Origin of the sequence: Acinetobacter sp. UBA2063, assembly GCF_002333245.1 — a bacterium.
Taxonomy (GTDB): Bacteria; Pseudomonadota; Gammaproteobacteria; order Pseudomonadales; family Moraxellaceae; genus Acinetobacter; species Acinetobacter parvus.
In genome coordinates, this window is sequence record NZ_DDAH01000093.1 from 1 (window position 1) to 26,145 (window position 26,145).

A 26,145-nucleotide genomic window follows, 5' to 3' on the forward strand; every position below is an offset into this window, starting at 1 on the left:
GCCAGAACCGATACCACGACCCAGACGACGATTTTCACGCTTAGCACCTTCAGCAGGCGCAAGTTCATTTAAACGCAGAGTCATGGCTTATTCCTCTACACTAACCATATAGTAAACTTTGTTGATCATACCACGGTTAGAAGGCGTATCTTGCACTTCCACAGTATGACCAATACGACGCAGACCTAGACCTTGTAAGCAAAGTTTATGATTTTTTAAACGATGCGAAGAAGATTTAGTCTGGGTAACTTTAATCGTTTTCATGATTGATTACCCTTGAATTTCTTCTACTGAAAGACCACGTTTCGCAGCGACTTTCTCAGGAGAAGTCATATCACGCAAACCTTTAAAAGTTGCGTTAACTACGTTAGCAGCGTTTGTAGAACCATAGCATTTTGTCAATACGTTATGTACGCCAACAGCTTCTAGAACTGCACGCATAGCACCACCAGCAATTACACCAGTACCTTCAGAAGCAGGCTGCATGTAAACGCGGCTTGCACCGTGACGAGCATTAATAGGGTGTTGTACAGTACCGTTAACAAGATCAACAGTAATCATGTTACGACGCGCAGCTTCAAGTGCTTTAGCAATAGCAGCTGGAACTTCACGCGCTTTACCACGACCAAAACCGACGCGACCATTACCATCACCCACAACAGTTAATGCTGTGAAAGAGAAGATACGACCACCCTTAACAACTTTGGCTACACGATCAACGGCAACCAGCTTTTCAACAAGACCTTCGTTTTGTTCAACTTTAGCCATGATTAGAACTCCAAGCCGTTTTCACGAGCAGCATCAGCCAAGGCTTTGATACGACCATGATATTTAAAACCAGAACGATCAAATGCAACTTTCGTTACACCTGCTGCTTTCGCACGTTCTGCGATTAAAGCACCAACTTTTGTTGCTGCATCGATGTTACCAGTCGCACCGCTACGCAATGATGCATCCAAAGTTGAAGCTTGCGCTAAAACTTTGCCACCATCTGCTGAGATAACTTGTGCATAGATGTGACGCGGCGTGCGGTTGACACACAAACGAGTCGCACCCAATGCACGAATGTGCAAGCGTGTGCTTTTCGCACGACGCAAACGGGATTGTTTCTTTTCGTTCATAAGAACCTCGCGCCTTATTTCTTCTTAGCTTCTTTACGAAGAATAACTTCATCCGAATAACGAACACCTTTACCTTTATATGGTTCAGGAGAACGGTACGCACGGATTTCCGCTGCCACTTGACCTAACAACTGCTTGTTTGCTGATTTCAGGATGATTTCAGTCGCAGTTGGAGTTTCCGCTGTTACCCCTTCAGGTAAAGCATAGTCAATTGGGTGTGAGTAACCGAGTGCCAGGTTAACAACGTCACCTTTCACCGCAGCTTTATAACCAACACCAACGAGCTGTAACTTACGTTCGAAGCCTTCGCTAACACCTTTTACAAGGTTATTCAATACAGCGCGAGCAGTACCAGCCTGCATCCAGGCATCTTTCGACTCTTTCACTGGAGCAAGTTGAAGTTTACCTTCTTCCTGTTTAAGCTCGACCAGCGCATGCAGGCTGAAAGACAATGTACCTTTGCTGCCTTTCACTTCGACCTGCCGGCCGTTCTGAGTAACTGTTACACTATTAGGTACAGTTACTGGGGCTTTAGCCACACGAGACATGAGGAATCACCTATTAAGAAACAAAAGCAATAACTTCACCACCAATGCCCGCAGCACGTGCAGCGCGATCAGTCATGATGCCTTTGCTTGTAGAAACAATTGCAATACCTAAACCTTGCTTAACGCTTGGAAGTTTATCTTTACCACGGTATTGGCGAAGACCTGGACGGCTTACGCGCTTAACCACTTCGATAACTGGTTTGCCTTCGAAATATTTTAACGTAATAGTCAAAGTAGATTTTGTCTCTTCTTGAGCCACTTCTACATTTGAAATATAACCTTCTTGTTGAAGTACGTTTGCAATCGCAACTTTCAACTTAGAAGAAGGCATAGAAACAGTTTGTTTCTTTGCCATTTGTGCGTTACGAACACGGGTTAGCATGTCGGCAACGGTATCTTGCATACTCATTTAGTCGCTCCTTACCAGCTTGCTTTAACAACGCCTGGTACATCACCCTGCATTACTGTATCGCGTAATTTGTTACGGCTTAAGCCGAACTTACGGAAGTAACCATGAGGACGACCAGTTAAACCACAGCGGTTACGAAGACGTACTGGAGATGCATTACGTGGTAATGCCTGTAACTTCATCATCGCTTCGAAACGTTCTTCATCAGAAGCATTTACGTTTGCAATCGTTGCTTTTAATTCAGCACGTTTTGTAGCGTATTTAGCAACTGTCTTTTCGCGTTTCAATTCGCGATTAATCATACCTTTCTTAGCCATATCGACCTCTTATTTGAACGGGAAGCCGAATGCACGCATAAGCGCACGGCCTTCGTCATCGCTACGAGCAGTGGTCGTAATCGTGATGTCTAAACCACGGATACGATCAATTTTATCAAAATCGATTTCTGGGAAAACGATCTGCTCTTTTAAGCCCATTGAGTAGTTGCCACGACCATCAAATGATTTTGAAGAAAAACCACGGAAGTCACGGATACGAGGGATTGCGATCGAGATCAAACGATCCAGGAATTCGTACATCTGGTCGCCACGTAAAGTAACTTTACAACCAATTGGCCAACCATCACGGATTTTGAAACCAGCGATTGATTTACGCGCAAGGGTCACAACTGGCTTTTGACCAGCAATGAGTTGCATATCAGCTACAGCACCTTCTAATAATTTCTTATCAGTTGCAGCTGCGCCTACACCCATGTTCAGGGTGATTTTAGTGATGCGAGGAATCTCCATCACATTCTTAATGCCAAGTTCTTCTTTTAACTTCGCTTTAAGTTCGTCATTGTAACGTGCTTTAAGTCTGGCCATTGCCTTTTCAACCTATTACTTCGCTGCCGCCACTGATTCACCATTCGATTTATAAACGCGAGTTTTCACGCCATCAATCGTTTGGTAACCAACACGGTCAGCCTTTTGGGTTGTAGCATTAAAAATTGCCACGTTTGAAATATGAAGCGTCGCCTCTTGTGTTACGATGCCGCCTTCAGCGCCAGTAGCACGGTTTGGTTTTTGATGCTTCTTCACTAAATTAAGGCCTTCAACCTTAACTCGGTCTTCAGAAACAGACAAAACAGTACCCTGTTTGCCTTTTTCTTTACCTGCGATCACAATTACTTGATCGCCTTTTTTAATCTTAGCCATGATTGCCTCTTATAGAACTTCAGGAGCCAATGAAATGATTTTCATGAACTGTTCAGTACGAAGTTCACGAGTCACTGGTCCGAAGATACGAGTCGCAATCGGAGCCTTGTTGTTGTTCAAAATAACAGCAGCGTTATCGTCGAAACGAATCACTGAACCGTCTGGACGACGGATGCCAAATTTTGTACGAACAACTACAGCATTCATCACGTCACCTTTTTTAACACGTGCGCGTGGAATTGCTTCTTTTACAGTAACTTTAATAATGTCGCCAACAGAAGCATAACGACGATGTGAACCACCTAGTACTTTGATACATTGTACGCGGCGTGCACCACTGTTGTCTGCTACGTCGAGCATACTTTCGGTTTGAATCATTGCCCTACTCCAAAACCGAGCATCACCGGTCGCAATTTCGAAAGGCTCAAAGAGTACTCGAAATTGTCCGATGATGCAACAAGAACGTCTAATTACTCAGCAGCTGCTTCAACGACTTCCACTAAAGCCCAAGCTTTAGTTTTAGAAATTGGGCGGCTTTCTTTGATGGTCACCAAGTCGCCAGTTTTAGCAACATTGTTCTCATCATGAGCGTGTAGTTTAGTTGAACGGCGGATTGATTTGCCATACAACGGGTGTTGAACACGGCGTTCAATAAGCACAACAATAGACTTGTCCATTTTGTCGCTTACAACACGGCCTGTTAACGTGCGGACTGTTTTTTCACTCATTGTCCGTTCCCCTGTTTTTCGGTAAGGAGTGTCTTAATACGAGCAATTGTTTTACGAGCAATTTGCACTTCGTGCGATTTGCCTAGTTGACCAGTTGCTTTCGCCATACGAAGACGGAATTGGTTAAGCTGTTGCTCATCAAGCAACGCTTTCAACTCTTCTACCGACTTTTCACGTAGATCTTTAGTTTTCATTACATCACCGTCCGAGTCACGATAGTGGTTTTAAACGGGAGTTTAGCGGCAGCCAATTCAAAAGCTTCACGCGCCAACTCGTCGCTCACACCTTCAATTTCGTACAGGATCTTACCTGGCTGAATCTGACACACCCAGTATTCCACGCTACCCTTACCTTTACCCATACGAACTTCTAATGGTTTTTCGGTAATTGGTTTGTCTGGGAATACGCGGATGAAGATTTTACCACCACGCTTAATACGACGGCTAATGGTACGACGGCAAGCTTCAATCTGACGCGCAGTCATGCGACCACGTTCAGTTGCTTTAATTGCAATCGAACCAAATGATACTGTACTACCACGATGCGCTAGACCAGTGTTACGGCCTTTGTGCATTTTACGGAATTTGGTACGTTTAGGTTGCAACATGGATTATTCTCCCTTGTCAGCAGCACGGTCATTACGACGTCCACGACGTTGTTCCTGACCTTCACCACGACCACGACCACGTTTAGCTGGACGTTCTTCAGCAGGAGCAGGGTTCATGACTTGTTTCATGCCACCCAGGATCTCACCACGGAAAATCCATACTTTAACGCCGATCGTACCGTAAGTTGTTTCTGCACGCATAGTTGCATAGTCGATGTCCGCACGAAGCGTATGCAAAGGTACACGACCTTCACGATACCATTCGGTACGAGCGATCTCTGCACCACCTAAACGGCCAGAAACTTCAACTTTGATACCTTTTGCGCCAGCACGCATGGTGTTTTGAACCGCACGTTTCATAGCACGACGGAACATTACACGTTTTTCCAATTGAGAAGCGATAGCTTCAGCAACTAGACGTGCGTCCAAGTCTGGGCGATCAATTTCATTGATGCTAACTTGAGCTGGAACACCCATAATATTGGTGAGTTCGCGCTGTAATTTCTCAATATCTTCGCCTTTTTTACCGATCACGATACCAGGACGAGCAGTGCTAATTGTTACTTTAGCAGCGCCTGTAGGGCGTTCGATAAGAATATTGCTGATCATCGCGTTCTTAAGTTTTTTAGTTAAAAACTCACGAACCTGAAGATCTTTAAGCAAGTATTCAGCGTATTGTTTCGGACTCGCATACCAGTTAGCGTTATGGCGTTTCACAACACCCAGGCGGATACCGATTGGATGAACCTTCTGACCCATATCAAACCCCTACCTTAACGGTGATGTGACAAGTACGCTTAGTAATACGGTCTGCACGGCCTTTGGCACGTGGCAGGATACGTTTAAGGCTCATGCCTTCATCAACGTAGATCGTAGTTACTTTAAGGTCATCAACATCTAAGCTGTTGTTGTGTTCAGCATTGGCGATTGCAGACTCAAGTGCCTTTTTCACAAGCACAGCCGCTTTCTTGTTGCTGAAGTTTAAAATATCTAGCGCGCGCGCAACCGATTTACCACGGATCAAATCAGCAACTAAACGTGCTTTCTGTGCCGAGATAGCGGCACCGCGTAATTTTGCAGTTACTTCCATCATAGCACCTATTAACGTTTAGACTTCTTATCAACACCGTGACCACGATAGGTACGAGTTGGCGCGAATTCACCTAGTTTATGACCAACCATGTGTTCAGTGATAATCACTGGAACGTGGTTACGGCCATTGTGAACAGAAATTGTTAAACCAACAAAGTCTGGCAGGATCATTGAACGACGTGACCAAGTTTTGATCGGCTTACGGTTGTTTGCAGCAATTGCCGCTTCAACTTTAGCGAACAGGTGCGCGTCGACGAATGGACCTTTTTTTAATGAACGAGGCATTAGTCAGATTCCTTTACTTGACGCGACGGTCGCGAATAATCATCTTAGTCGTACGCTTATTGGTACGTGTCTTGTACCCCTTCGCTTTTTGACCCCATGGGCTTACAGGTTGAATACCCTTGCTACGCCCTTCACCACCACCGTGCGGGTGGTCAACTGGGTTCATTGCCATACCACGTACGGTAGGACGAACACCACGCCAGCGTGAAGCACCAGCTTTACCCAATGAACGTAGGTTGCTTTCCTGGTTAGAAACTTCACCAATTACAGCACGACATTCAACGTGTACTTTACGCATTTCACCAGAACGTAAACGAACGATAGCGTAAGAACCATCACGACCCAACAATTGAACTGAAGTACCAGCAGAACGTGCTAATTGAGCACCTTTACCGATTTTAAGTTCAAGGTTGTGAAGCGTAGAACCGATTGGCATATTGCGAAGTGGCAAGCAGTTACCTGGACGAATTGGAGCATCATTACCAGATTGTACTTTATCACCAGCACGTAAGCCTTTAGGTGCAATGATGTAACGACGTTCACCATCAGCATATTTCAATAAAGCAATATGAGCTGTACGGTTAGGATCGTATTCGATGCGCTCTACAGTCGCTGGAATACCATCTTTGTTACGTTTAAAGTCAACAATACGGTAGTTTTGTTTATGACCACCACCCACGTGACGTGTAGTGATGTGACCATTGTTATTACGACCACCAGTACGTTTTTTAGCTTCTACCAACGGTGCATAAGGCGCGCCTTTGTGAAGATGGTCATGAACCACTTTCTCTACAAAGCGACGTCCTGGAGACGTTGGCTTACATTTTTGAATTGGCATAATTTTCGTCCTTATTCCGCTGCGTTGTCAGCGGTATCGCCCAAGTCAGCCATTTCAACATCTTGGCCAGCTTTCAGGGTGACGTATGCTTTTTTAACATCAGAACGGCGTCCCAATGTCTTACCAAAGCGTTTTGCTTTACCCTTGGTGATTGTTGTGTTTACTTTAACAACTTCAACACCAAAGAGTTGTTCAACTGCTTTCTTGATTTCAAGCTTGTTTGCATTTAATGCAACCTTAAACACCTGAACACCAGCAGTATCACCTAAAACTTGTGCTTTTTCTGAGAATACTGGTCCTTGTAGGACTTGATATAGACGTTCGTTGTTCATCCGAGTTCTACCTCAATTTTCTTAGCAGCAGCTACAGACATGACAACTTTATCGAATGCGATCAAGCTAACAGGATCAATTGCAGTTGCATCTACCACATCAACGTGTGGAAGGTTGCGCGCTGCAAGATATAAGTTCTCATCTACAGCATCTGTAACGATCAATGCACGAGTTGCATTCAAGTCGTTCAATTTAGCAAGCAAGTCTTTGGTTTTAGGAGCAGCAACAGCAAACTCTTCAACCAATACAAGACGATCCTGGCGAACAAGTTCAGCCAAAATACATTGCATTGCACCGCGATACATCTTACGGTTTACTTTTTGAGACCAATCCTGTGGGCGAGCAGCAAAAGTTTTACCACCACCAACCCAGATTGGGCTACGAATAGAACCCGCACGAGCGCGACCAGTACCTTTTTGACGGAATGGCTTTTTACCACCACCAGAAACATCTGCACGTGATTTGTGAGCACGAGTACCTTGACGGCCACCAGCTAGGTAAGCTGTAACAACCTGATGTACAAGAGCTTCGTTAAATTCACGACCAAAAGCAACTTCTGATAATTCAACCGCAGCGCCAGAAACAGTTTTTAAATTCATTCTATTTCACCTTACGCTTTGATGGTAGGACGTACAATCACGTCACCATTCGTTGCACCAGGAACAGCACCTTTAACAACTAAAACAGAACGTTCAGCGTCAATAGATACAATTTCAAGACCTTGAACTGTTACGCGTTCATCACCTAAGTGACCGGCCATTTTCTTGCCTTTGAACACGCGACCAGGAGTCTGGTTTTGACCTGTAGAACCTAATACACGGTGAGATACAGAGTTACCATGAGTAGCATCTTGCGTACGGAAATTCCAACGCTTAACACCACCTTGGAAGCCTTTACCTTTTGATTGACCAGTTACATCAACAATTTGACCAACTGTGAACAAATCAACACCGATAGAAGCACCAACTTCACGACCTTCAAGCTCAGCTTCAGTAACACGGAACTCTTTAACTAAACGACCAGCAGCAACACCCGCTTTCGCGAAGTGACCTTTCTGAGCGTTAGTTACGCGCGATTCGCGACGTTCACCAGTAGTTACTTGAATTGCTTGATAACCATCAGTTTCAAGTGTTTTGATTTGCGTAATGCGGTTTGGATCGACTTCGATCACTGTTACTGGAACAGAAACACCTGCTTCAGTAAAGATGCGAGTCATACCACATTTGCGACCGACTAAACCAATAGCCATGTGCATAAACCTCTAAAAAAGCGGCCTAATTAACTTAGAGTTAATTAACCGAAAGCCTTAACCCAAAGCGATCTGAACATCAACACCAGCAGCAAGATCCAACTTCATCAATGCATCAACAGTTTTATCTGTTGGTTGAACGATATCGATCAAGCGTTTATAAGTGCGGATTTCATACTGATCACGAGCGTCTTTGTTGACGTGTGGTGAAGTAAGAACGTTGAAGCGTTCGATGCGAGTAGGCATCGGGATTGGACCACACACCTGTGCGCCAGTACGCTTAGCGGTTTCTACGATCTCTTGAGCAGATTGATCAATCAGGCGATGATCAAAAGACTTCAAACGGATACGAATTCTCTGGTTAGACATACCAGTAAACTCCAAGCCAAATATATAAAGAATCACCCATGACGCACCTCACCTTTCGGCAAGTGTCAAGGGCAGTGAAATTCACTAAGGTCGTGATCGATGCCACGACTGTAATGCGTTGACTACTTTCTTCGTAGAAAACGCCCTCCATTTGAGGGTCGCCCATTATAGCGACTGTTTAAGTCTTATGCAATTCTTCTTTTCTTTTTTTGGTTTTAAAGCCCGCCTATGCGCTCACCACATAGTCAATCGCCTGATTCAGCAGGGTATTGCCCTGTTCAAATTTGCTTTGATTGGATTTTTTCAACTCTGCAATGGATTGCACATACTCCCCCTTAAATACTGCCATATCCTCCTCATTTTCAATCAATAGCTGTAATGCATGTGGTGTCATTTCTGGGTGGAACTGGAAACCCAGAACATTCCGTCCTATTTGATAAAGCTGGTTACGACACACCCTGTTTTCCGCTAGACGCACACCACCTTTAGGAATTTCAAAGGTTTCACTATGCCATTGCATAATGTTAATCTTCTCGGGAATTTGGAAGCAATCTTCTGGAACGGAAGATGCCCTCCCTACATCCATCCAGCCCAGTTCCTGCTGAGGATTACGACTCACCGCCGCGCCCAGTGCATTGGCAATGAGCTGCCCACCCAGACACAACCCTATCGCAGGCTTGCCTGCGGCCAGATAGCGACGCAGCCAGCGTTTCTCCAGCCTGAGCCACGGATAGTTTGCCTCGTCGTTGACACTCATGGTTCCACCCATAATGATCAACAGGTCAACCTCATCCACACGGGGCAATGCCTCCAACTCAAGGGGTAAATCGACGGGCAAAGCAAAGAATTCTGTAGCGGTAATTTTTGCTTTATGTGCTTTCAGGAAGCTATAGCAACTTCCAAAACCCTCACCTGCAATGTGCTGAAAATAATGCACTCTTAAATGCGACTTCATGCGCCAAAACCTGTTATCGTTAGAATGATAATTAGTCTTAGCAAAAATAAAGCCAGTTTTGTGCTAACTCCCCACTCTGTACCGATTCTGTACAAAATATGCAAACCACTGGCAGGATTGTGTATTTTCTCTTAACCTAAACCATTATATTGCCTAGATTTTGCCCCATGACGACACATAATCATGCTCAGACCGATCTTATCCATGCACCACGCCAAGCTCCCCAATACATAGAAACCATCCAGCCTCCCCTATTTCGTGCATCAACGATTATTTTTAAAACCACGGCGCACCTTTTTGACCGTCACTGGACCGATCCCTACGACTATAGTTATGGCACACATGGTACTCCAACCACTTTCACCTTAGCCGACAATATTGCCCAGATTGAGGGTGGAAAATATTGCCTACTTGCTCCAAGCGGATTATCTGCAATTAATTTGGTAAACAGTGCTTTTTTAAGCTCAGGTGATGAAGTTTGGGTTGCAGATAATATTTATGGCCCGAATCTGGAACACTTAAAGAATCTGCAAGACCGCTATGGCATTCAGGTCAAGATTTACAACCCAATTGATGCGAATAGCTTTCAGCCAACAGAAAAAAGTAAACTGATCTGGCTTGAAGCAGCAGGTTCAGTCACGCTGGAATTTCCCGATTTAAAAAATCTGGTTAGAAAAGCGCAACAAGCCAATGTTTTGACTGTTTTGGATAACACATGGGGTGCAGGACTGGCTTTTAATGCCTTTGATTTTTCTGATGAACATTTAGCGGTCGATATCACCGTGCATGCACTCACCAAATACCCAAGTGGCGGCGGCGATATTCTCATGGGTTCAGTCGTGACCTGTGATCAACAGTTACATCACAAGCTCTATCGCATGCATGCCACTCAAGGTATCTCCGTTTCAGGTGATGATACCGCACAAATCCAGCGTAGTCTGGCGCATATGTCACTGCGTTATGAACAGCAGTCAAAAAGTGCCTTGGCCTTATTAGACTGGTTAAAACACCAACCCCAATTCACTCAGGTACTGCATCCAGCCCATCCAGATTCCGCAGGTCATTCATTCTGGACAGAGGTTTGCACCACAGGCAAAAGTGCAGGCTTGGTCAGTGTTATTTTTAAACCTGAATTTGATATTACTGCGATTCGAAAATTCTGCGATAGCTTAAACTTATTCAAGTTGGGATTTAGTTGGGGCGGCCCTGTCAGCCTGGTTATGCTTTATGATTTAGAACAGATGCGTACGCTTGAAAATACACATTTACAACAAGGTTTATTGGTTCGCTTCTGTATAGGACTAGAACATCCACAAGATTTAATCCAAGATATTCAAAACGCACTAAAACAGCTCGAATGAGATCAAGAATAGGTGAAGCATGGGTACACCAATCGTTATTGCTAAAAAAACCACAGATACAACACAAGATATTGTTTTACATTCTCAATTTGCAAACCGCCACGGTTTGATTGCAGGGGCGACAGGCACAGGTAAAACCGTGACGCTCAAGGTGCTTGCTGAAAGTTTCTCCCGTCTCGGGGTGCCTGTGTTTTTGGCTGATGCAAAAGGAGATGTTTCCAGTTTAGCCAAGGCAGGTGTAAGCAGTCCCAAGTTTGGTGAACGTCTCAAAACACTAAACATTGAATCGGTGCCTTTTGCTGCATCACCCGTAATGTTCTGGGATTTGTTTGGTCAGCAGGGTCATCCAATTCGCACCACCATTTCAGAAATTGGTCCGTTATTGTTGGCGCAGATGCTGAATCTGAATGACACCCAGGAGGGTGTGCTCTCGGCAGTTTTCCGCATTGCCGATGATCAGGGCTTATTGCTGATTGATTTTAAAGACCTTAAAGCAATGCTGACCTATGTCAGCGAAAATGCAGCCGAATTAAAAGCCGAATATGGCAATCTTTCTCCTGCTAGTCTTGGGGCGATTCAACGTAATTTATTGGCGTTAGGTGATCAAGGTGGAGAACAATTTTTTGGTGAACCCAGCCTGAATATCCTCGATTTTATTCAAACCGATACGCAAGGTCAGGGTTATATCAATATTCTGGCTGCGGATAAATTAATGAATACCCCTAAACTATACGCCACATTCCTGTTATGGATGCTCTCTGAACTGTTTGAACAGCTCCCTGAAGTGGGTGATATGGACAAGCCTAAACTGGTGTTCTTCTTTGATGAAGCGCATTTATTGTTTGATAATGCCAGTGCAGCGCTACAAGAAAAAATTGAACAGGTGGTCCGCCTGATTCGCTCCAAAGGTGTGGGGATTTATTTTATTACCCAAAACCCACTGGATTTGCCTGAAAGCGTTTTGGGCCAACTGGGTAACCGTGTGCAACATGCGCTACGTGCCTTTACCCCAAAAGATCAAAAGGCGGTCAAAACCGCAGCGGATACCTTTCGAGCCAATCCCGAATTTAAAGTTGATCAAGCGATTACCGAACTTGCTGTAGGTGAAGCATTAATTAGTTGTTTAGATGAACAAGGGACACCGCAAATTGTAGAGCGCGGTTGGGTCATGCCACCTTACTCTTCATTTACACCAATCACGCCAGAAGAACGCCAAGTGATTATTGGGCAAAGTATTGTGGCGGGAGTCTACGACCAAGCCGTGGATCGAGACAGTGCCTATGAAATGTTGCAAAAGAAAGTGCTACAACAGTCTCAACAGAAACAGGCAGATGAGTTAGAAAAGCAGCAAAGCAAAGAACAAGATGCTTTAGCCAAACAACAGGCGAAAGAACAAGAACGCTTTGCGAAAGAGCAACAAAAAGCCGCAGAGAAAGCACAACGAGATCGTGAAAAACTCACCCAAGATATTGTGGGAACTTTTGCCAAAAGTGCAGCACGAAGTTTAGGCGGTAGCACAGGTCAAAAGATCGTTCGCGGTTTACTGGGTTCGTTATTTGGCAAATAAAAATCTTTATTATTTGAAAAATCAGAGGATAATCATTTATCCCCTATTTTTTTATGGTTTTAGTCAAAACAGGTCTTGCAAATAAATTCTATAAGGTATATTTTAAATACATATTATAAATGATAGCCAAGAGAGATCACCCATGACTCCGCAGCAAATTGACCTTGTAAAAGCAACTGTACCTGTACTCCGTGAAAATGGTGTGGCACTCACTGGTTACTTTTACAACCGTATGTTAGGTAATAACCCTGAATTAAAAGAAACCTTCAATATGGGGCATCAACGTAGTGGTGCACAAGCACAAGCACTTGCGGGTGCTGTACTAGCTTATGCGGAAAATATTGAGGACCCATCTGTGCTGTTGCCTGTGGTTGAACTCATTGCCCATAAGCATGTCAGCCTGAATATTCAATCACCTGATTACAGTATTGTGGGTGAGAATCTACTGCACTCTATCAGTGAAGTACTGAATATCTCGATGGAAGATCCATTGATTGATGCATGGGCTGCCGCTTATGGTCAATTAGCTGACTTATTTATTAGCACTGAAAAAGCCATTTATGATCAACATCAACAAACCAAAGGCAGTTGGTTAGGCTGGCGTAATTTCAAAATTGCCAAAAAAGTAGTTGAAAGCGATGAAATTACTTCATTCTATCTAGCACCTGTAGATGGTGGTGAATTACCAAAATATGAAGCAGGTCAATATATTTCGGTTCGCGTGTTTGTGCCTGAACTCAATTTAAGACAACCACGTCAATATACGCTTTCAACCAGCCCTCAAGCAGATTACTTACGTATTTCAGTTAAACGTGAAGATGAAAAAGGTGAGTTAGCAGGTGGTTGGGTATCTAGTACGTTGCATAGCTTAGCTGAGGGTTCAGAAATTGAGGTGTCTGCACCAACAGGTAACTTCTATTTAATTGATAGCAGCAAACGTAATGTATTTATTAGTGGTGGTGTAGGTTTAACGCCAATGATTGCAATGCTCAATCAATTGGTGACTTTAGATATGCCGCAACCTGTAAGCTTTATTCATGCTTGCCGCAGCAGCCAAGTGCATGCCATGAAAAAGCATATCCATGAACTAAAAGCAAAATATCCACGTCTGAGCACATTCACTGCTTATGAGTTTCCACATGAAAGTGATGTGCTAGGTGAAGATTATGACGTTGCTGGCCGTCTGGATTTAGCGGCAATGGATGCCGCTTTACTGCCAGCCAATGCAGACTATTATCTGTGTGGTCCAATGCCATTTATGGCAGAGCAACATAAAGCTTTAGTTGCTCGTGGCATCCCTGCTGAAAATATCCATAGCGAAGCATTCGGTACGGGTGGCGTAAAACTCAGCTAATCGTTGCTGCGTTTTGCATAGGGCTAGTCTATGTTAGACTAGCCTTTTCTGTTTAAAGCAATAAATTGAGTGAAAACCCATGCAACTCAATAAGTTTACTGATTATGCACTCAGAATTTTAATGTATGTCGCTCGTCCGAGTGATGTACCGTATACGATTGCAGATATTGCACGGGACTTGCATGTATCCCAAAACCATTTAGTGAAAATCGTTCACTTCATGGGAAAACAGCATTGGATTGTAACGATTCGCGGCAAAGGCGGTGGACTTCGTTTAAATCCAGAAGCCAAAAGTTTAAAACTAGGTGAAATTGTTCGTATCTTACAAGGCAATCATCAAATCGTAGAATGTAATACACCACCTTGTGTTTTACGCTCTCATTGCGGACTGAAAAATATTTTGGATCAAGCTTTAGAATGTTTTTATCAAAGCCTAGATCAATATACACTTGGCGAAGTGGTGCAATATGGCATTCTTCCCTCTTCTACAAATTCAAATATTGATTTTTTACAACTCGTTCAAAAAGCCTAAACATCAAGATTCGCACGAATCTCTCACATCCTTTATAATAGTCGTTGCTATTTCAATTCAAAAAGTAAGCTTCTATGCGTCGTAGTGAAAAATCGAAAGACACCAAAGCCAAACTCGCACCTAAACAAAAAATCAGTTATGAAAAAAAGACTGATCCTGCTGTAACCGCGTATGCAGTGCAGTCTTTGACTTGGTTACGCCAAGCTGAATTTTTGATGAGTGCACCTAAACTGGATTTGTGCGTAGAAGATACAGGTTATGAAATCGCATTTGCAGGTCGTTCCAATGCAGGAAAATCGAGTGCAATTAATGCTTTAACCAATCAAAAGCAACTCGCGCGCGCTTCAAAAAGACCTGGGCGCACGCAAATGATTAACTTTTTTAGCTTAGGTAGTCCAGATCAACGTTTGGTCGATTTACCAGGTTATGGTTATGCAGCCGTCCCTGAAGCCATGAAAATCGTATGGCAGAAAGAACTTGAGAACTATCTAATCCATCGTAAAAGCTTACAAGGCTTGGTACTTTTGATGGACATCCGACATCCATTACAACACTTTGACTTAATGATGCTGGAATGGGCACATTCACGTCATTTGTTTGTGCATATCCTGCTGACTAAAGCAGATAAATTAAACCGTGGCCCTGCCAATAAAGTACTATTAGAAATTAAGCAGCAGTTGAAGAAAATGAAACTTGATTTCTCAATTCAATTATTCTCTTCACTCAATCGAATTGGTTTAGAAGAATTGGCAAGCGTCATGGGTGGTCGTTTAAATTTCACACTTGATCAACCAGCAGAATTTGACCTTGATCAGATCCCAGAAGCTTCAGAAATAGACGTAGAAGAATAAAAAAGCAGGAGTCTTCTCCTGCTTTTTTATTTTTTAAATCGCATCAACTTGATTCAACTTCTGCTTGCTTAGCATAACGATCAACAACAACGCTGATCATCATATCCCCCTGTACATTCACTACTGTTCGTACAGTATCTAATACTCGATCAATCGGTAATAAAATCGCAATCGCTTCCGCAGGCAAACCAACTGATTGTAAAACCATAATCATGGTCACCATACCTGCGCTGGGAATACCTGGTGCTCCCAATGAAGCAATCATGGCAGTTAAACATACAATAATTTGCTGTGTTAAACTCAAGTCCAAGCCCATCAAATTTGCAATAAATAAAGCGGCAGCTGCCTCATAAAGTGCAGTACCATCCATATTTAATTGTGTTCCTAAAGGAATCACAAATCCTGCCGTCTGTGGTCGCACACCTAAATTTTCTTGTGCACATTTCATACTGAGTGGCATCGTCGCGGAACTTGAACTGGTCGCAAATGCAGTGACCAAAGCAGTACGTGCACCTTTAAAGAAAGTGATTGGATTCATTTTGCCAAAAATCCAAAGTAATGCCGGCAAAACAACAGCACCGTGGAAAATCGTTGTTCCTGTGACAACCACTGCGAATTCCACTAAACGACTTAATACGGAAAGATCTTCGGTCGCGATCAATTTAGCCAGCAGCGCAAAAATACCGATTGGCGCTAGCTTCATCACCCAACCCACAAGCATCATCATCATAACAAAGAATTGTTGGCAGGTATTGCGAACCAAGCTAAAGCTTTCACCCCCTTTGACTAATGCGACTCCAAGGAATAACGCAAAAACCACAACTGCAAGTACATTACCCTCACTCAATGCTTTAAAAGGATTGATCAAGGTATTTTGAATAAAACTGGTCAGAAAGCTTGAAGGCGTCAGCGTATCTGGCGTCTGGTGGTTTTGCATGGCTTCTTGGAAGATTTGAATATCTACGCCTTTGCCTACTTCAAATAGATGTGCACAACTGATTCCTAAAATCAAAGCTAAGGTTGTTGTCGTGAGACAACTCAATGCTGTAATTTTCCAAACTCGTCCAAATTGTCCACCAGCCTGTAAATTTGAAACACCTACAACGATCGAACTAAAAATAAGTGGGATGAGCAACATTTTTAGTAAACCAATAAAAATACTGCTTAAAATCCCCAACCCATACAAACTATGTTCAGCAAAACTAGTCTGCGGATACAAAGTTAAGAAGAACCCATATATAACACCCAGTACGGCTGCGATTAGAATTTGTGTATTTAAATTCATGCTGATTAATAAAATATTTTAGCTTATGGATACTATGGCACGCTCATATTGAAGAATCGAGCAATTTTTCTCACAACCTTATGACAAAAAAGCCATCTAAACGATGGCTTTAATTTGAGTTTTTCAGCTCTAATTTACTGGGTTTCAATTTCTCTCAATCGAATTAACCCCTCTTGTACAGTGCTACATACCAGCTGACCATTCTGCCACATGCGTCCAAAATTAAGACCACGTGAACTAGCACTAATCGTTGCTTCCATATCGTAAAGCATCCAATCATCAGCACGTAACGGGCGATGGAAATAAATGGTGTGATCAATGCTTGCACATTGTAAATTTGGCGAAATCCAAGATAACCCGTGTGGACGCAGTGCGGTGGTCATCAAAGTAAAGTCTGAATAAAATGCAACGATGGCTTGATGTAATGACACGTCATCAACATTTTCTGCAATACGATCATGGGTACGAATGTAGTGCGCATAATATGGTGCTTCAGGCTGCGGCTGAAAAGGATTAACTGGTCGAGTTGGTCTGATTTCCACATGACGTTCGCGCATAAAACTGGTGCGTGCATTTTCTGGAACGAAATTGAGCATACTTTCTTTTAATTCTTTCTCAGACTTCAGCTCTTCAGGACTCGGATACTCTGGTTCTTTATGTTGATAATTTAAGCCTTCTTCTTGATTGGCAAAAGATACCATCGCCGAAAAAATTGTACGTCCATGTTGGATCGCACGCACTTGTCGACTTGCAAAACTTTTACCATCTCGCAATGGATCAACTTCATAAATGATCGGTGCATCGACATCACCACCATATAAAAAATAAGCATGCAACGAATGTGCTGGACGATCTGTAGTATAGGATGCGGCCCTTAACGCCTGCCCTAGCACCTGCCCACCAAATACCCGTTTACCGACCAGATTGCGGCTGTTGCCTCGGAAAATATGTTCTTCCAACTTTTCCAAAGTCAAAAGTTCAACCAGTTCTTGAGTCAAAGCATTCATGTAACCACCTTCCAACACCAATGAGGAGAAATCAACCCAGGCATAAGGACAGTTATAGTGCCACAATAAAACACTGTTTCTAGCTCATGCACAGGGCAAAGTCAGGACAATTCAGATCAACCGTCATGAGCAACCTGACTTGATTGTGCCATAAATTCCCATAAATATACTCAGGATAAAATGATTTGTCCGTCACGTTATTCTTATTTATAACCGCTAAAAATACGATTTTTAACGATAAAATCTACCAAATACGCTATATTTTGTCAGAAAATAACATATCGTTTTATCTCAGAATAACGCAGAATGTCGTGCTCATCATGGCTTACTGTCAGGATTATGATTTAGGAGTCTGTAATGTCCAAGACTGGATTTGGTCAAATGTATCGCCAACTTTCGAGTAAGTTACTTGACCTTGTGGTCACCCCACATGTTCTTGGTGAAGTTCCTACAGAATCAACAACAACTGAGCAAAGCACACCAGATTCAAATAAAGTGATTTGCTATGTACTACAAAATTATTCACGTAGTAATGCTTTGGTAGTTGATGGTGAAACGCGTCGCCTTCATCTAAAGCCAGCTTTAGATGCCATGAGTTTTGGAACTTATCATGAAAAAAACTCGATTCTATTTTTACATCAAAATGAAAATAACTTTTTTAATACTCAAACATATCCCCCACGCCTTCTACAGTTGATCGAAGCATTAGAACAAAATCAAGAAGTAGATGTTCAATTAGTTCCCGTTACAGTACTTTGGGGACGTTCACCAGATAAAGAGGATTCATGGTTTAAACTGTTGTTCTCCGATACTTGGGCAACGCCTGGGACAGTCAAACAACTGGTCAATATTGGTCTACATGGTCGTGAGTCTTATTTAGAGTTCCATGCACCGCAATCCTTGCGTGAACTGGTAGATTATGCCAAGAGACATCATCCAAACATCTCTCCTGCCACGTATATCGCAAGTTCACTAGATGGCTACCTAGACCAGCAACGCGAAGTCGTACTTGGGCCTGACTTGTCAGACCGCCGCAACGTGATGCAGTCTATCATTAAGGCACCCGATGTACAGGATGCCATCCGTCGTGAAAGCATTCAGCATAAAATCAGCATGCTTGAGGCAGAACGCCGCGCAATTGGCTATGTCAATGAAATCGTTTCTGATTATTCAGCGTCAGCAGTACGCTTCGCAGATATGGCTTTAACACGATTATGGACACAACTGTATGACGGCGTTGAAGTTCATAATTTCAGTACAGTTCGCGAACTTGCGAAAGACTATGAAATTATTTACACACCATGCCACCGTAGCCATATTGACTATTTATTACTGTCTTATGTGATTTACAAACGTGGCTTGATGATTCCATATATTGCTGCGGGTGATAACCTAAACCTACCTTTTGTAGGTCAGTTATTACGTGGAGGTGGTGCATTTTTCATACGCCGATCTTTCCGCGGAAATGCACTATATACATCTGTACTCAAAGAATATTTATACAGCATTCTATCACGCAATACGCCTATCGAGTACTTCATTGAAGGTGGTCGTTCACGTACCGGTCGCTTGCTACCACCGAAGACAGGCATGCTTGCAATGACCATTCATGGTCATTTACGCGGTCGCGCCAAGCCAATTGTTTTTGTTCCAACATATATCGGCTACGAACGCCTGATGGAAGGTTCAACTTATGTCGGTGAGATGCAGGGTAAGCCAAAAGAAGCAGAATCAATTTTTGGCATCGTCAAAACTTTACGTAAAATTGAAAGAATTTTTGGCAAGGTACACGTCAATTTTGGTGAACCTGTTTTCCTTGATGATATTTTAAAGCAGCATAATGCAGATAAAATTCAGATCGAAAAAAATGATGCGCCAATTCCAGCAGAAATTTCCAGTGTGGTGTCAAGCTCAGCCAACCTGATTCTGGAAAACATCAACCGTGCGGTGGTGATCAACCCTGTTTCCCTGCTTTCGCTGATCTTGTTGGCAACGCCAAAACATACGCTGGATGAGGAGATTTGTGCAAAACAGCTCGACATTTACCGTGATCTGGCCACCCAGCAACCTTATGATGAGCGCACTCAAGTCACCTCATTATCGGGCAAGGAAATCATTGCCTATGGCATGAAGCTCAAACTGATCAAGCGCGTACAGCATGTGTTGGGCGATATTATTGCAATTGAGGACAATCAGGCGGTCTTGCTCACCTATTTCCGCAACAATATCCTGCATGCTTTCGTACTACCATCACTGGTTGCGTCACTGGTTGAGCACAACGGTAAAATTAACAAGACCGATTTAAGCAACGTCATCCGTACCCTGTATCCATTCCTGAAAGCTGAACTGTTCATGAAATGGCAGCCAGCTGAACTGCAACAGCATATTGATAGCTACATCAATGCGCTGGTACAGATTGGCCTGATCTTTCAGGACCATGATGGCAACCTGTTCAGCCCAACACCAAATAGCGAAGAACACCAGAAACTTGTGACCTTGGGATTGCCTGTGAAACAGAGCCTGGAACGTTACTACATGACGCTTGCGCTGATTACCCAGCGTGGTTCTGGCAATATCTCCACCAAACAGGTTGAGGAGCTGAGCCATTTATTGGGTCAACGTTTGTCTGTACTGTACGAGTTCAACTCACCAGAGTTCTTTGACAAGGCACTGTTCCAAAGCTTTATTAAAGTGCTGACTCAGCAGAATTATATTCGCAATAATGAACAGGGCTTGATTGAATATGATGACAACTTTAGTGAAATGGCAGCAGGTGCCCAGTTGGTGCTTGACGAAGCGACCTTGCAGATGTTGCAGCACATCACCACATTCAGTGATGAGGAACTGGCGACAGCGCTGGAGGCAATGGCTTCACAACAGGCCAAACGCCGCTTGAAACGTAAAAAAGCTTAATATTGCAATTAATACCTCAAAGCAACTTCGCTTTGAGGTATTTTTATTTCCGACACTTTAGATATTGCAGATCGTCCAGACAACGCAGTCATCTGATCAGGTCAATAAAATAGGCATCGTAGTAACCTGAATCGACATAGCGGTTACGGATTTTTGCCAACAATGCCTCATAGCCCTCTGCACCAATGCCTGTTGTGGCGGATTGTTTTCAAGAATCCCGATTCTCTTGTTGTTTAACGGGGGAAACCTTGCTGATTTGAAAGGTTTTAAATTTCAACTGGACCTGACTTTGCTGTGCATACAGGTGAATATCCTGCAACCTGCGGCTAATATCGCCCTGAGTCCCCACAGGGTCAAATACACAGCAGACCTGTTCACTCGCCCAACTGTTTGTCGCAATCCATCCGAGAAGCACTGTATATATTATTTTTTTCATCGCTGACCTTTGCCCACTTTGCTGCAAACTCTGTGCATCATTCAAGCCATCCTGAAGATACACTGACATCCAATGGTAATAAAGGCCATATTCCGCATCACAACACTTGCAGTTTGATCGAATTATTCTGGATTGCCATGTGCCGACAAGGCCGCCGCATAGTCATTAAAGCAAATCAAATGGTCAAATTTAAAATCCATTTCCATCAGTCTGGTGGCATAAATGCGTTTCCCTGTCTGCTGTTCAGAGAGCAACCTCAACGCAGGCAAATCAAGCTGTTGCTGGAACCAGAGCAGGATTTCATGCATGGGTAAAGGCATGTTATTGGTGACGATATAGCTGGGCTGTGCATTCTCCACATCCATAAGTTGAGCCAAAAACCTTGCCAAATCATCAATATGGATACGGTTACTCAAATGAATGGCTGGGTAGGTTGATGTTTGCTCAGCCATTCGTTGCAGACGGGCCACTGATGTTCCATAAATCCCTGTTGGACGAACGATGATGCTCTGCTGTGGATAATGCATCTGCCACAACAACTCCATTTTCCGTAACAGCTTGCCCTGCTCATCGGCAGGCTGGATCAATGACTCATCATCAATCCTCTCCCCTGCATTTTCACCATAGACTCGTGTCGAAGAAACAATGATGATGCGCTGAACAGGATGTAACTTTAAGGCCTTGAGGATTGGCTCAACACTGTCCACATAGGTGTGCTGGTAGGCCTCAATCCCAGCTTGTGACGGGGCAAGCAGCACATAGACCACATCAATCGGAGCAAATGTGCTGAGGTCGAGCTGGTGAATATCCTGTATCGCATGTGTCGCGTAACAATCTGTTTTTGCACTGCGACTAATTGTGCTAATGTGGTGACCTTGCTCAAATAAGTGTTTAGCAACGCGCTGAGATGTTTTACCATAACCAATAAATAAAATATGCATATACACCCTTGAATAGAGATGACTTCAGTCCAGCAATTACAAGGTGTTGGTGCCGCCGCAGCAACCCTATTAGAAAAGCTTCATATTTTTAGCACGGATGATTTGTTATTTCATCTTCCTCGTGACTATGAAGATCGTAGCACGATTATTCCAATGAATCAGTTGGTGGTTGGGCGCAGTTACCTGCTTGAGGGTGAAGTCAGGTCTGTTGACTTTCCACCCGGCAAAAAGAAGTCACTGGCGGCATTGCTACAGGATGATTTTGGCAAGGTCACTTTACGTTTTTATCATATTTACAAGGGTCTGACCGACCGCATCAAGATTGGACAACGCCTGCGGATTTTTGGCGAGGTTCGGGTCGGTGCACGCGGTCTGGAACTGTATCACCCTGAAATTCAGGTGATCCAGCAACATAATGCCTTACCCAAAACCCAGCTTACCGCAATCTACCCAAGTACCGAGGGCCTGACCCAGCCCAAACTACGGGAATATGTACGTCAGGCTTTACAGTACCATAGTGATGAGCTAGCTGAACTGCTGCCTAAAAAATACAGTAACGGCTATGAGTTGAAAGAGGCTCTGCATTACATCCATGAGCCGCCAACGGATGCCAATATGTTGCAGCTCAATCAGGGGTCCCACCCCGCACAGCAACGCCTGATTTTTGAGGAGCTGGTTGCCCATCAGGTCAGTTTGTTGACGCGCCGTGCCTATATCCGCCAGATTGCCGCCCCACGTTTTAACAGCAGCAAGGTTTTGGCAAAGCACTTACTGGATGGTCTGCCATTCCAGATGACCAACGCTCAGAAACGGGTTTCCAAAGAAATATTGCACGACCTCAAACAGGATCAGCCAATGTTGCGTCTGGTACAGGGTGATGTCGGGGCAGGTAAAACCCTAGTTGCTGCAGTCGCTGCCTGTCATGCGCTGGAAGCGGACTGGCAGGTGGCCTTGATGGCACCGACGGAGATTCTTGCCGAGCAGCACTACTTAAACTTTAAACGCTGGTTTGAACCGTTGGGCATTGAGGTGGCATGGCTGTCAGGCAAACAGAAAGGTAAGGCACGTGCTCAGGCCGAACAACAGATCAAGCAAGGTCATGCGCAGCTGATTGTGGGCACTCATGCACTGTTTCAGGACAATGTCGAGTTTTCCAAACTCGGTCTGGTGATTATTGATGAGCAGCACCGTTTTGGGGTTGATCAACGGCTTGCTCTACGCAACAAAGGTGCAGACCAGTTCACGCCGCATCAGCTGGTGATGACCGCAACCCCCATTCCTCGCACGCTGGCGATGAGTGCCTATGGTGATCTGGACACCTCCATCATTGATGAACTGCCACCAGGACGTACCCCCATTCAAACAGTGACTATTCCACTGGATCGGCGCGAGCAGGTTCTGCAACGTATCGCAAGCAATTGTCGGGAGGGCAAGCAGGCCTATTGGGTCTGTACGCTGGTTGAACAGTCTGAAACGCTGGATGCACAGGCGGCCGAGGCCACCTATCAGGAAATTAAAGAGCGTTTTTCAGACATCAACATTGGGCTGGTGCATGGTAAAATGAAAGCAGATGAAAAACAGTCGGTTATGCAGGCCTTTAAGGACAATCAATTACAATTACTGATTGCCACCACGGTGATTGAGGTCGGCGTGGATGTACCCAATGCATCCATCATGGTGATTGAAAATGCAGAACGGCTGGGGCTGTCGCAACTGCATCAGCTCCGTGGGCGGGTGGGTCGGGGCGCAACCGCAAGTTTCTGCGCCCTACTCTATAAAACTCCATTGTCACAGAATGGACAGGAACGCCTTTCAATTTTACGGGAAAGCAATGACGGCTTTGTGATTGCTGAAAAGGATCTTGAAATTCGCGGTCCAGGTGAGTTGCTGGGCACCAAACAGACAGGCGATATCGGCTTTCGCGTGGCGCGTCTGGAACGTGATGACCATTTACTCAGCCAGGCACATTATGTGGCGGCACAAATCCTCAAGGATTATCCACAACATGCTGACGGCCTGCTCAAACGCTGGTTGCCTGAAGCTCCAAGATACGCTTATGTTTAAATTACTTGGCACATCCGTCCAACAGGTTTTTGATTATTGCACGCCATGTAGCCTGTGTGACATTGGGATCAAACAGCATTTTGGTGTTTGTCACAATTGCTGGCAACAACTGCCGTGGTTGAAACAGCACATTACCCGTAACCAGCAACAGGTATTTGTTGCCTGTCATTATCAATATCCGATTGACCGCATTATTCAACAGTTTAAATATGAGCAAAAACTGCATCATCAACGTTTATTGAATGGCCTGTTGCTACAACTCAAACTTCCCAGAGTTCAGGCCATTGTGCCAATGCCAATTTCCACAGATCGTTTGGTAGAGCGAGGTTTTAACCAAACCCTGTTACTGGCCAAAGCACTGGCACATAACCTGAATATTCCTGTCTGGCAGCCTGTACAACGTCTGGCACAACACTCACAAAAAGGCTTTTCGCGTCTGGAGAGGCTGGAAGACATTGAGCAGCAATTTATTAGCAATCCATCAGGAAAAATCCGCTATCGAAAAGTGCTGATTGTGGATGATGTGGTGACTACGGGAAGTTCCATTACCGCCTTGTCACAGGCATTGGAACAAATCGGCTGCCAACAAATCTATAGTGTGTGTTTGGCGGCCGCACAACATCGTGAGTCTAGCTTACAAGGTTTTGCTGACACCATGGAATCACCACCTCTTTAGTCAGTGGTGCCAATATTGTGGACTGATCATCCAAATAGAATTTATACAATTAAAACCGTTTTATATAACTGTCATGCTGCTAAAGTAGACTATGTAACAAGATTTTTAACAAAATAACGTTTAGGCAAGTGTTTTTCGTTTCATCCTTGTCTAAAATACACGCTGACTTTCTGTAAAATGCAGAAGGCCTTATATTGACTGCGCGAGGAAAAAAGACATGCTTGAAGCCTTTTATGCCACAGAGCGCGGTAGTCTAGAAGATGCAACAATCAATGGTGGATTTGATCTACACCCAGAGTTGGTTTGGATTGACCTAATTGCGCCCTCCCAAGAAGAACAACAATGGGTTCTCGAGGCCTACGATCGCAATCTACCCACCCTAAAATCACTTGAAGACATTTCCTCATCAGCACGTTTTTATCGTGATGATGAAAGTATTTTACATATCAGCACTTACTTTCTCACCAAGAATAAAAATTTCCAATCAGATCGAGAACAAGAAGATCTTGAAAATACCCTTGCAGCAACCGTACATACAGTTGCTTTCTTGCTTGAGAAAAACCGACTCATCACACTCCGTGGTGAAAAATTAGTCGCATTTCGAGCATTTCGAGCAAGAGCGAGACGTAATGATTATGAAATGGATTATAAAGATCCTGTTTGGATTTTATTGGGCTTATTGGAAGCTAAACTAGATGAACTTTCAGATATCTTAGAAGACACCCACCGTTATCTCGAAGAGTATTCTGCAGAAGTCCTGAATGATCATCACCGTGAACAAATTCTTGATCTTGACGACATGATCACAAACCTCGCGCATCAAGAAGATATGTTGGGAAAAGCACAACTCTGTCTTACAGACTTACGTCGTGTGTTGTCTTTTCTGTCACGTCCTCGCGCCTTGGGTAGCCATATATATGATGCAGATATTCGAGAAATGAGTGAGGATGTTCGTTCTTTACTAGAACATAATGCGTTCCTGTTTCAAAAACTTAAATTCTTACTCGATATCACCACTGGTTTTGCAAATACTGAAATGAATGAGACCTTTAAACGTTTCTCAATTTTACCAAGTATGCTTGCGCCACCGATGTTAATTGCCAGTATTTATGGCATGAACACCGATGTTTTGCCTTTTGCGCAAGGGGATACAAGCTTTTGGATTGTGATTACATTGGTTTTAACATTTTTAACTGGACCAACACTTTATTTCCGCTGGAAGAAATGGATTTAATAAAAAAGCACCTTGCGGTGCTTTTTTATTACAAGACTTTTTTCAAATCAATTTCAAATCATCTTGCAAATGACAGGCTTGGATGATTTTCAACATCTTCTCAGACACATTTTTAAAATGCATCCCTTTATTTTCAGGTGTCTGACGCAACCACTGCACCAATACCGCCAAAGATAAGGTATTACCATTTTCAAG

At 43.8% G+C, this 26,145-nt stretch carries 32 protein-coding genes and 4 pseudogenes; 9 read left to right on the forward strand and 27 right to left on the reverse strand.

What is annotated here, in order from left to right; translation table 11 throughout:
• From rplO to B4H32_RS04030, 22 genes and pseudogenes are all read right to left on the reverse strand, one after another.
• Positions 1–84 (reverse strand): annotated as a pseudogene (gene rplO / locus B4H32_RS03925) (50S ribosomal protein L15); the annotation flags it as partial.
• Between the two features lie 3 nt (positions 85–87).
• Entirely contained in the window at positions 88–264 is a 177-nt protein-coding gene (gene rpmD, locus B4H32_RS03930; protein ID WP_000849088.1) for a 50S ribosomal protein L30, read from the reverse strand.
• A gap of 6 nt (positions 265–270) precedes the next feature.
• Positions 271–768 (reverse strand): 30S ribosomal protein S5, encoded by a 498-nt coding sequence (gene rpsE, locus B4H32_RS03935; protein WP_004678577.1) that lies wholly within the window; start codon positions 766–768, stop codon positions 271–273.
• 2 nt (positions 769–770) lie between these two features.
• Positions 771–1,121 (reverse strand): 50S ribosomal protein L18, encoded by a 351-nt coding sequence (rplR, locus tag B4H32_RS03940; RefSeq protein WP_004683268.1) that lies wholly within the window; start codon positions 1,119–1,121, stop codon positions 771–773.
• A 14-nt stretch (positions 1,122–1,135) separates the two neighbouring features.
• The gene (gene rplF / locus B4H32_RS03945; RefSeq protein WP_286800085.1) at positions 1,136–1,669 is read right to left on the reverse strand and encodes a 50S ribosomal protein L6; all 534 of its coding nucleotides are present in this window, start codon (positions 1,667–1,669) and stop codon (positions 1,136–1,138) included.
• Between the two features lie 13 nt (positions 1,670–1,682).
• On the reverse strand, positions 1,683–2,078 hold the full coding sequence (gene rpsH / locus B4H32_RS03950; RefSeq protein ID WP_004678580.1) for a 30S ribosomal protein S8: 396 nt from the start codon (positions 2,076–2,078) through the stop codon (positions 1,683–1,685).
• Between the two features lie 11 nt (positions 2,079–2,089).
• Complete coding sequence (gene rpsN, locus B4H32_RS03955; protein ID WP_286800086.1) at positions 2,090–2,395, reverse strand: 30S ribosomal protein S14; 306 nt, start codon at positions 2,393–2,395, stop codon at positions 2,090–2,092.
• 9 nt (positions 2,396–2,404) lie between these two features.
• Positions 2,405–2,941, reverse strand: a complete 537-nt coding sequence (gene rplE, locus B4H32_RS03960) for a 50S ribosomal protein L5 (RefSeq protein WP_004678582.1) — start codon at positions 2,939–2,941, stop codon at positions 2,405–2,407.
• A 15-nt stretch (positions 2,942–2,956) separates the two neighbouring features.
• The gene (rplX, locus tag B4H32_RS03965; protein WP_004760650.1) at positions 2,957–3,274 is read right to left on the reverse strand and encodes a 50S ribosomal protein L24; all 318 of its coding nucleotides are present in this window, start codon (positions 3,272–3,274) and stop codon (positions 2,957–2,959) included.
• A 9-nt stretch (positions 3,275–3,283) separates the two neighbouring features.
• On the reverse strand, positions 3,284–3,652 hold the full coding sequence (gene rplN, locus B4H32_RS03970; RefSeq protein WP_004657680.1) for a 50S ribosomal protein L14: 369 nt from the start codon (positions 3,650–3,652) through the stop codon (positions 3,284–3,286).
• A 92-nt stretch (positions 3,653–3,744) separates the two neighbouring features.
• Positions 3,745–4,002, reverse strand: coding sequence for a 30S ribosomal protein S17 (gene rpsQ / locus B4H32_RS03975; protein WP_004678586.1), 258 nt, complete (start codon positions 4,000–4,002; stop codon positions 3,745–3,747).
• Positions 3,999–4,196, reverse strand: a complete 198-nt coding sequence (gene rpmC / locus B4H32_RS03980; protein WP_000849927.1) for a 50S ribosomal protein L29 — start codon at positions 4,194–4,196, stop codon at positions 3,999–4,001. Before rpmC ends, rpsQ begins: the two co-directional genes overlap by 4 nt.
• Positions 4,196–4,609 (reverse strand): 50S ribosomal protein L16, encoded by a 414-nt coding sequence (gene rplP / locus B4H32_RS03985; protein WP_004683271.1) that lies wholly within the window; start codon positions 4,607–4,609, stop codon positions 4,196–4,198. Before rplP ends, rpmC begins: the two co-directional genes overlap by 1 nt.
• Positions 4,549–5,368 (reverse strand): annotated as a pseudogene (rpsC, locus tag B4H32_RS03990) (30S ribosomal protein S3). Before rpsC ends, rplP begins: the two are co-directional and overlap by 61 nt.
• 1 nt (position 5,369) lies before the next feature.
• A complete protein-coding gene (gene rplV, locus B4H32_RS03995; RefSeq protein WP_004683272.1) occupies positions 5,370–5,699 on the reverse strand; it encodes a 50S ribosomal protein L22 in 330 nt (109 codons plus the stop codon).
• 11 nt (positions 5,700–5,710) lie between these two features.
• Positions 5,711–5,986, reverse strand: a complete 276-nt coding sequence (gene rpsS / locus B4H32_RS04000; RefSeq protein WP_004678590.1) for a 30S ribosomal protein S19 — start codon at positions 5,984–5,986, stop codon at positions 5,711–5,713.
• 13 nt (positions 5,987–5,999) lie between these two features.
• On the reverse strand, positions 6,000–6,824 hold the full coding sequence (gene rplB / locus B4H32_RS04005; protein ID WP_286800089.1) for a 50S ribosomal protein L2: 825 nt from the start codon (positions 6,822–6,824) through the stop codon (positions 6,000–6,002).
• An 11-nt stretch (positions 6,825–6,835) separates the two neighbouring features.
• Positions 6,836–7,156 carry a 50S ribosomal protein L23 gene (rplW, locus tag B4H32_RS04010; protein WP_004678592.1) on the reverse strand — a complete coding sequence of 107 codons (321 nt, stop codon included), beginning with the start codon at positions 7,154–7,156 and terminating at the stop codon, positions 6,836–6,838.
• Positions 7,153–7,755, reverse strand: coding sequence for a 50S ribosomal protein L4 (gene rplD / locus B4H32_RS04015; protein ID WP_004683274.1), 603 nt, complete (start codon positions 7,753–7,755; stop codon positions 7,153–7,155). The genes rplW and rplD overlap by 4 nt, the downstream gene beginning before the upstream one ends.
• A gap of 11 nt (positions 7,756–7,766) precedes the next feature.
• Positions 7,767–8,405: a 50S ribosomal protein L3 gene (gene rplC, locus B4H32_RS04020; protein ID WP_004777442.1), complete on the reverse strand. Its 639-nt coding sequence runs from the start codon at positions 8,403–8,405 to the stop codon at positions 7,767–7,769.
• A 57-nt stretch (positions 8,406–8,462) separates the two neighbouring features.
• Positions 8,463–8,774 (reverse strand): 30S ribosomal protein S10, encoded by a 312-nt coding sequence (gene rpsJ / locus B4H32_RS04025; RefSeq protein WP_000070912.1) that lies wholly within the window; start codon positions 8,772–8,774, stop codon positions 8,463–8,465.
• 226 nt (positions 8,775–9,000) lie between these two features.
• Positions 9,001–9,729 (reverse strand): type 1 glutamine amidotransferase, encoded by a 729-nt coding sequence (locus B4H32_RS04030; RefSeq protein WP_004678598.1) that lies wholly within the window; start codon positions 9,727–9,729, stop codon positions 9,001–9,003.
• Between the two features lie 167 nt (positions 9,730–9,896).
• On the opposite strand from B4H32_RS04030, the gene B4H32_RS04035 reads away from it, so the two are divergent.
• The 5 genes from B4H32_RS04035 (at position 9,897) to yihA (ending at position 15,394) form a co-directional block, all read left to right on the forward strand.
• Positions 9,897–11,090 carry a PLP-dependent transferase gene (locus B4H32_RS04035; RefSeq protein ID WP_004797523.1) on the forward strand — a complete coding sequence of 398 codons (1,194 nt, stop codon included), beginning with the start codon at positions 9,897–9,899 and terminating at the stop codon, positions 11,088–11,090.
• 19 nt (positions 11,091–11,109) lie between these two features.
• A complete protein-coding gene (locus B4H32_RS04040; protein ID WP_286800099.1) occupies positions 11,110–12,657 on the forward strand; it encodes a helicase HerA-like domain-containing protein in 1,548 nt (515 codons plus the stop codon).
• Between the two features lie 142 nt (positions 12,658–12,799).
• A complete protein-coding gene (hmpA, locus tag B4H32_RS04045; protein ID WP_262573208.1) occupies positions 12,800–14,011 on the forward strand; it encodes an NO-inducible flavohemoprotein in 1,212 nt (403 codons plus the stop codon).
• Positions 14,012–14,090: 79 nt separating this feature from the next.
• On the forward strand, positions 14,091–14,543 hold the full coding sequence (locus B4H32_RS04050) for an RrF2 family transcriptional regulator (RefSeq protein WP_286800103.1): 453 nt from the start codon (positions 14,091–14,093) through the stop codon (positions 14,541–14,543).
• A gap of 74 nt (positions 14,544–14,617) precedes the next feature.
• Entirely contained in the window at positions 14,618–15,394 is a 777-nt protein-coding gene (gene yihA, locus B4H32_RS04055; protein WP_004683281.1) for a ribosome biogenesis GTP-binding protein YihA/YsxC, read from the forward strand.
• Positions 15,395–15,437: 43 nt separating this feature from the next.
• On the opposite strand, the gene B4H32_RS04060 is transcribed toward yihA, so the two are convergent.
• Together B4H32_RS04060 and B4H32_RS04065 are read right to left on the reverse strand one after the other, a co-directional pair.
• On the reverse strand, positions 15,438–16,679 hold the full coding sequence (locus B4H32_RS04060) for a dicarboxylate/amino acid:cation symporter (protein ID WP_004683286.1): 1,242 nt from the start codon (positions 16,677–16,679) through the stop codon (positions 15,438–15,440).
• A gap of 134 nt (positions 16,680–16,813) precedes the next feature.
• Positions 16,814–17,686 (reverse strand): acyl-CoA thioesterase, encoded by an 873-nt coding sequence (locus tag B4H32_RS04065; RefSeq protein WP_004678615.1) that lies wholly within the window; start codon positions 17,684–17,686, stop codon positions 16,814–16,816.
• Positions 17,687–18,043: 357 nt separating this feature from the next.
• Between B4H32_RS04065 and plsB the strand changes: the two genes are divergently transcribed.
• A complete protein-coding gene (gene plsB / locus B4H32_RS04070) occupies positions 18,044–20,599 on the forward strand; it encodes a glycerol-3-phosphate 1-O-acyltransferase PlsB (RefSeq protein ID WP_286800140.1) in 2,556 nt (851 codons plus the stop codon).
• A gap of 88 nt (positions 20,600–20,687) precedes the next feature.
• Here the strand turns inward: plsB and B4H32_RS04075 are convergent.
• A pseudogene (locus tag B4H32_RS04075) lies at positions 20,688–21,035 on the reverse strand (hypothetical protein).
• 122 nt (positions 21,036–21,157) lie between these two features.
• Positions 21,158–21,976, reverse strand: a complete 819-nt coding sequence (locus B4H32_RS04080; RefSeq protein WP_286800148.1) for an NAD-dependent epimerase/dehydratase family protein — start codon at positions 21,974–21,976, stop codon at positions 21,158–21,160.
• A gap of 18 nt (positions 21,977–21,994) precedes the next feature.
• Between B4H32_RS04080 and recG the strand changes: the two genes are divergently transcribed.
• The 3 genes from recG (at position 21,995) to B4H32_RS04095 (ending at position 25,950) form a co-directional block, all read left to right on the forward strand.
• On the forward strand, positions 21,995–24,040 hold the full coding sequence (gene recG / locus B4H32_RS04085) for an ATP-dependent DNA helicase RecG (protein WP_286800150.1): 2,046 nt from the start codon (positions 21,995–21,997) through the stop codon (positions 24,038–24,040).
• Positions 24,033–24,716 carry an amidophosphoribosyltransferase gene (locus B4H32_RS04090; protein WP_010589144.1) on the forward strand — a complete coding sequence of 228 codons (684 nt, stop codon included), beginning with the start codon at positions 24,033–24,035 and terminating at the stop codon, positions 24,714–24,716. Before recG ends, B4H32_RS04090 begins: the two co-directional genes overlap by 8 nt.
• Before the next feature lie 217 nt (positions 24,717–24,933).
• A complete protein-coding gene (locus B4H32_RS04095; protein ID WP_286800155.1) occupies positions 24,934–25,950 on the forward strand; it encodes a CorA family divalent cation transporter in 1,017 nt (338 codons plus the stop codon).
• A gap of 42 nt (positions 25,951–25,992) precedes the next feature.
• Here B4H32_RS04095 and B4H32_RS04100 read toward each other — a convergent pair.
• Positions 25,993–26,145: pseudogene (locus B4H32_RS04100) on the reverse strand (toluene tolerance protein); the annotation flags it as partial.

Coding starts and splice junctions, on each gene's coding strand:
- B4H32_RS04035 (WP_004797523.1), top strand. CDS start 9,897: ATGACGACACATAATCATGCTCAGACCGATCTTATCCATGCACCACGC.
- rpmC (WP_000849927.1), bottom strand. CDS start 4,196: ATGAAAACTAAAGATCTACGTGAAAAGTCGGTAGAAGAGTTGAAAGCG.
- B4H32_RS04080 (WP_286800148.1), bottom strand. CDS start 21,976: ATGCATATTTTATTTATTGGTTATGGTAAAACATCTCAGCGCGTTGCT.
- rplR (WP_004683268.1), bottom strand. CDS start 1,121: ATGAACGAAAAGAAACAATCCCGTTTGCGTCGTGCGAAAAGCACACGC.
- rplN (WP_004657680.1), bottom strand. CDS start 3,652: ATGATTCAAACCGAAAGTATGCTCGACGTAGCAGACAACAGTGGTGCA.
- rpsN (WP_286800086.1), bottom strand. CDS start 2,395: ATGGCTAAGAAAGGTATGATTAATCGCGAATTGAAACGCGAAAAGACA.
- B4H32_RS04050 (WP_286800103.1), top strand. CDS start 14,091: ATGCAACTCAATAAGTTTACTGATTATGCACTCAGAATTTTAATGTAT.
- rplE (WP_004678582.1), bottom strand. CDS start 2,941: ATGGCCAGACTTAAAGCACGTTACAATGACGAACTTAAAGCGAAGTTA.
- B4H32_RS04095 (WP_286800155.1), top strand. CDS start 24,934: ATGCTTGAAGCCTTTTATGCCACAGAGCGCGGTAGTCTAGAAGATGCA.
- rpsE (WP_004678577.1), bottom strand. CDS start 768: ATGGCTAAAGTTGAACAAAACGAAGGTCTTGTTGAAAAGCTGGTTGCC.
- B4H32_RS04090 (WP_010589144.1), top strand. CDS start 24,033: ATGTTTAAATTACTTGGCACATCCGTCCAACAGGTTTTTGATTATTGC.
- B4H32_RS04060 (WP_004683286.1), bottom strand. CDS start 16,679: ATGAATTTAAATACACAAATTCTAATCGCAGCCGTACTGGGTGTTATA.
- rplX (WP_004760650.1), bottom strand. CDS start 3,274: ATGGCTAAGATTAAAAAAGGCGATCAAGTAATTGTGATCGCAGGTAAA.
- rplD (WP_004683274.1), bottom strand. CDS start 7,755: ATGAATTTAAAAACTGTTTCTGGCGCTGCGGTTGAATTATCAGAAGTT.
- B4H32_RS04030 (WP_004678598.1), bottom strand. CDS start 9,729: ATGAAGTCGCATTTAAGAGTGCATTATTTTCAGCACATTGCAGGTGAG.
- rpsJ (WP_000070912.1), bottom strand. CDS start 8,774: ATGTCTAACCAGAGAATTCGTATCCGTTTGAAGTCTTTTGATCATCGC.
- B4H32_RS04040 (WP_286800099.1), top strand. CDS start 11,110: ATGGGTACACCAATCGTTATTGCTAAAAAAACCACAGATACAACACAA.
- rpmD (WP_000849088.1), bottom strand. CDS start 264: ATGAAAACGATTAAAGTTACCCAGACTAAATCTTCTTCGCATCGTTTA.
- hmpA (WP_262573208.1), top strand. CDS start 12,800: ATGACTCCGCAGCAAATTGACCTTGTAAAAGCAACTGTACCTGTACTC.
- rplW (WP_004678592.1), bottom strand. CDS start 7,156: ATGAACAACGAACGTCTATATCAAGTCCTACAAGGACCAGTATTCTCA.
- rpsS (WP_004678590.1), bottom strand. CDS start 5,986: ATGCCTCGTTCATTAAAAAAAGGTCCATTCGTCGACGCGCACCTGTTC.
- rplB (WP_286800089.1), bottom strand. CDS start 6,824: ATGCCAATTCAAAAATGTAAGCCAACGTCTCCAGGACGTCGCTTTGTA.
- rpsQ (WP_004678586.1), bottom strand. CDS start 4,002: ATGAGTGAAAAAACAGTCCGCACGTTAACAGGCCGTGTTGTAAGCGAC.
- rpsH (WP_004678580.1), bottom strand. CDS start 2,078: ATGAGTATGCAAGATACCGTTGCCGACATGCTAACCCGTGTTCGTAAC.
- rplP (WP_004683271.1), bottom strand. CDS start 4,609: ATGTTGCAACCTAAACGTACCAAATTCCGTAAAATGCACAAAGGCCGT.
- rplV (WP_004683272.1), bottom strand. CDS start 5,699: ATGGAAGTAACTGCAAAATTACGCGGTGCCGCTATCTCGGCACAGAAA.
- recG (WP_286800150.1), top strand. CDS start 21,995: ATGACTTCAGTCCAGCAATTACAAGGTGTTGGTGCCGCCGCAGCAACC.
- rplF (WP_286800085.1), bottom strand. CDS start 1,669: ATGTCTCGTGTGGCTAAAGCCCCAGTAACTGTACCTAATAGTGTAACA.
- plsB (WP_286800140.1), top strand. CDS start 18,044: ATGTCCAAGACTGGATTTGGTCAAATGTATCGCCAACTTTCGAGTAAG.
- B4H32_RS04065 (WP_004678615.1), bottom strand. CDS start 17,686: ATGAATGCTTTGACTCAAGAACTGGTTGAACTTTTGACTTTGGAAAAG.
- yihA (WP_004683281.1), top strand. CDS start 14,618: ATGCGTCGTAGTGAAAAATCGAAAGACACCAAAGCCAAACTCGCACCT.
- rplC (WP_004777442.1), bottom strand. CDS start 8,405: ATGGCTATTGGTTTAGTCGGTCGCAAATGTGGTATGACTCGCATCTTT.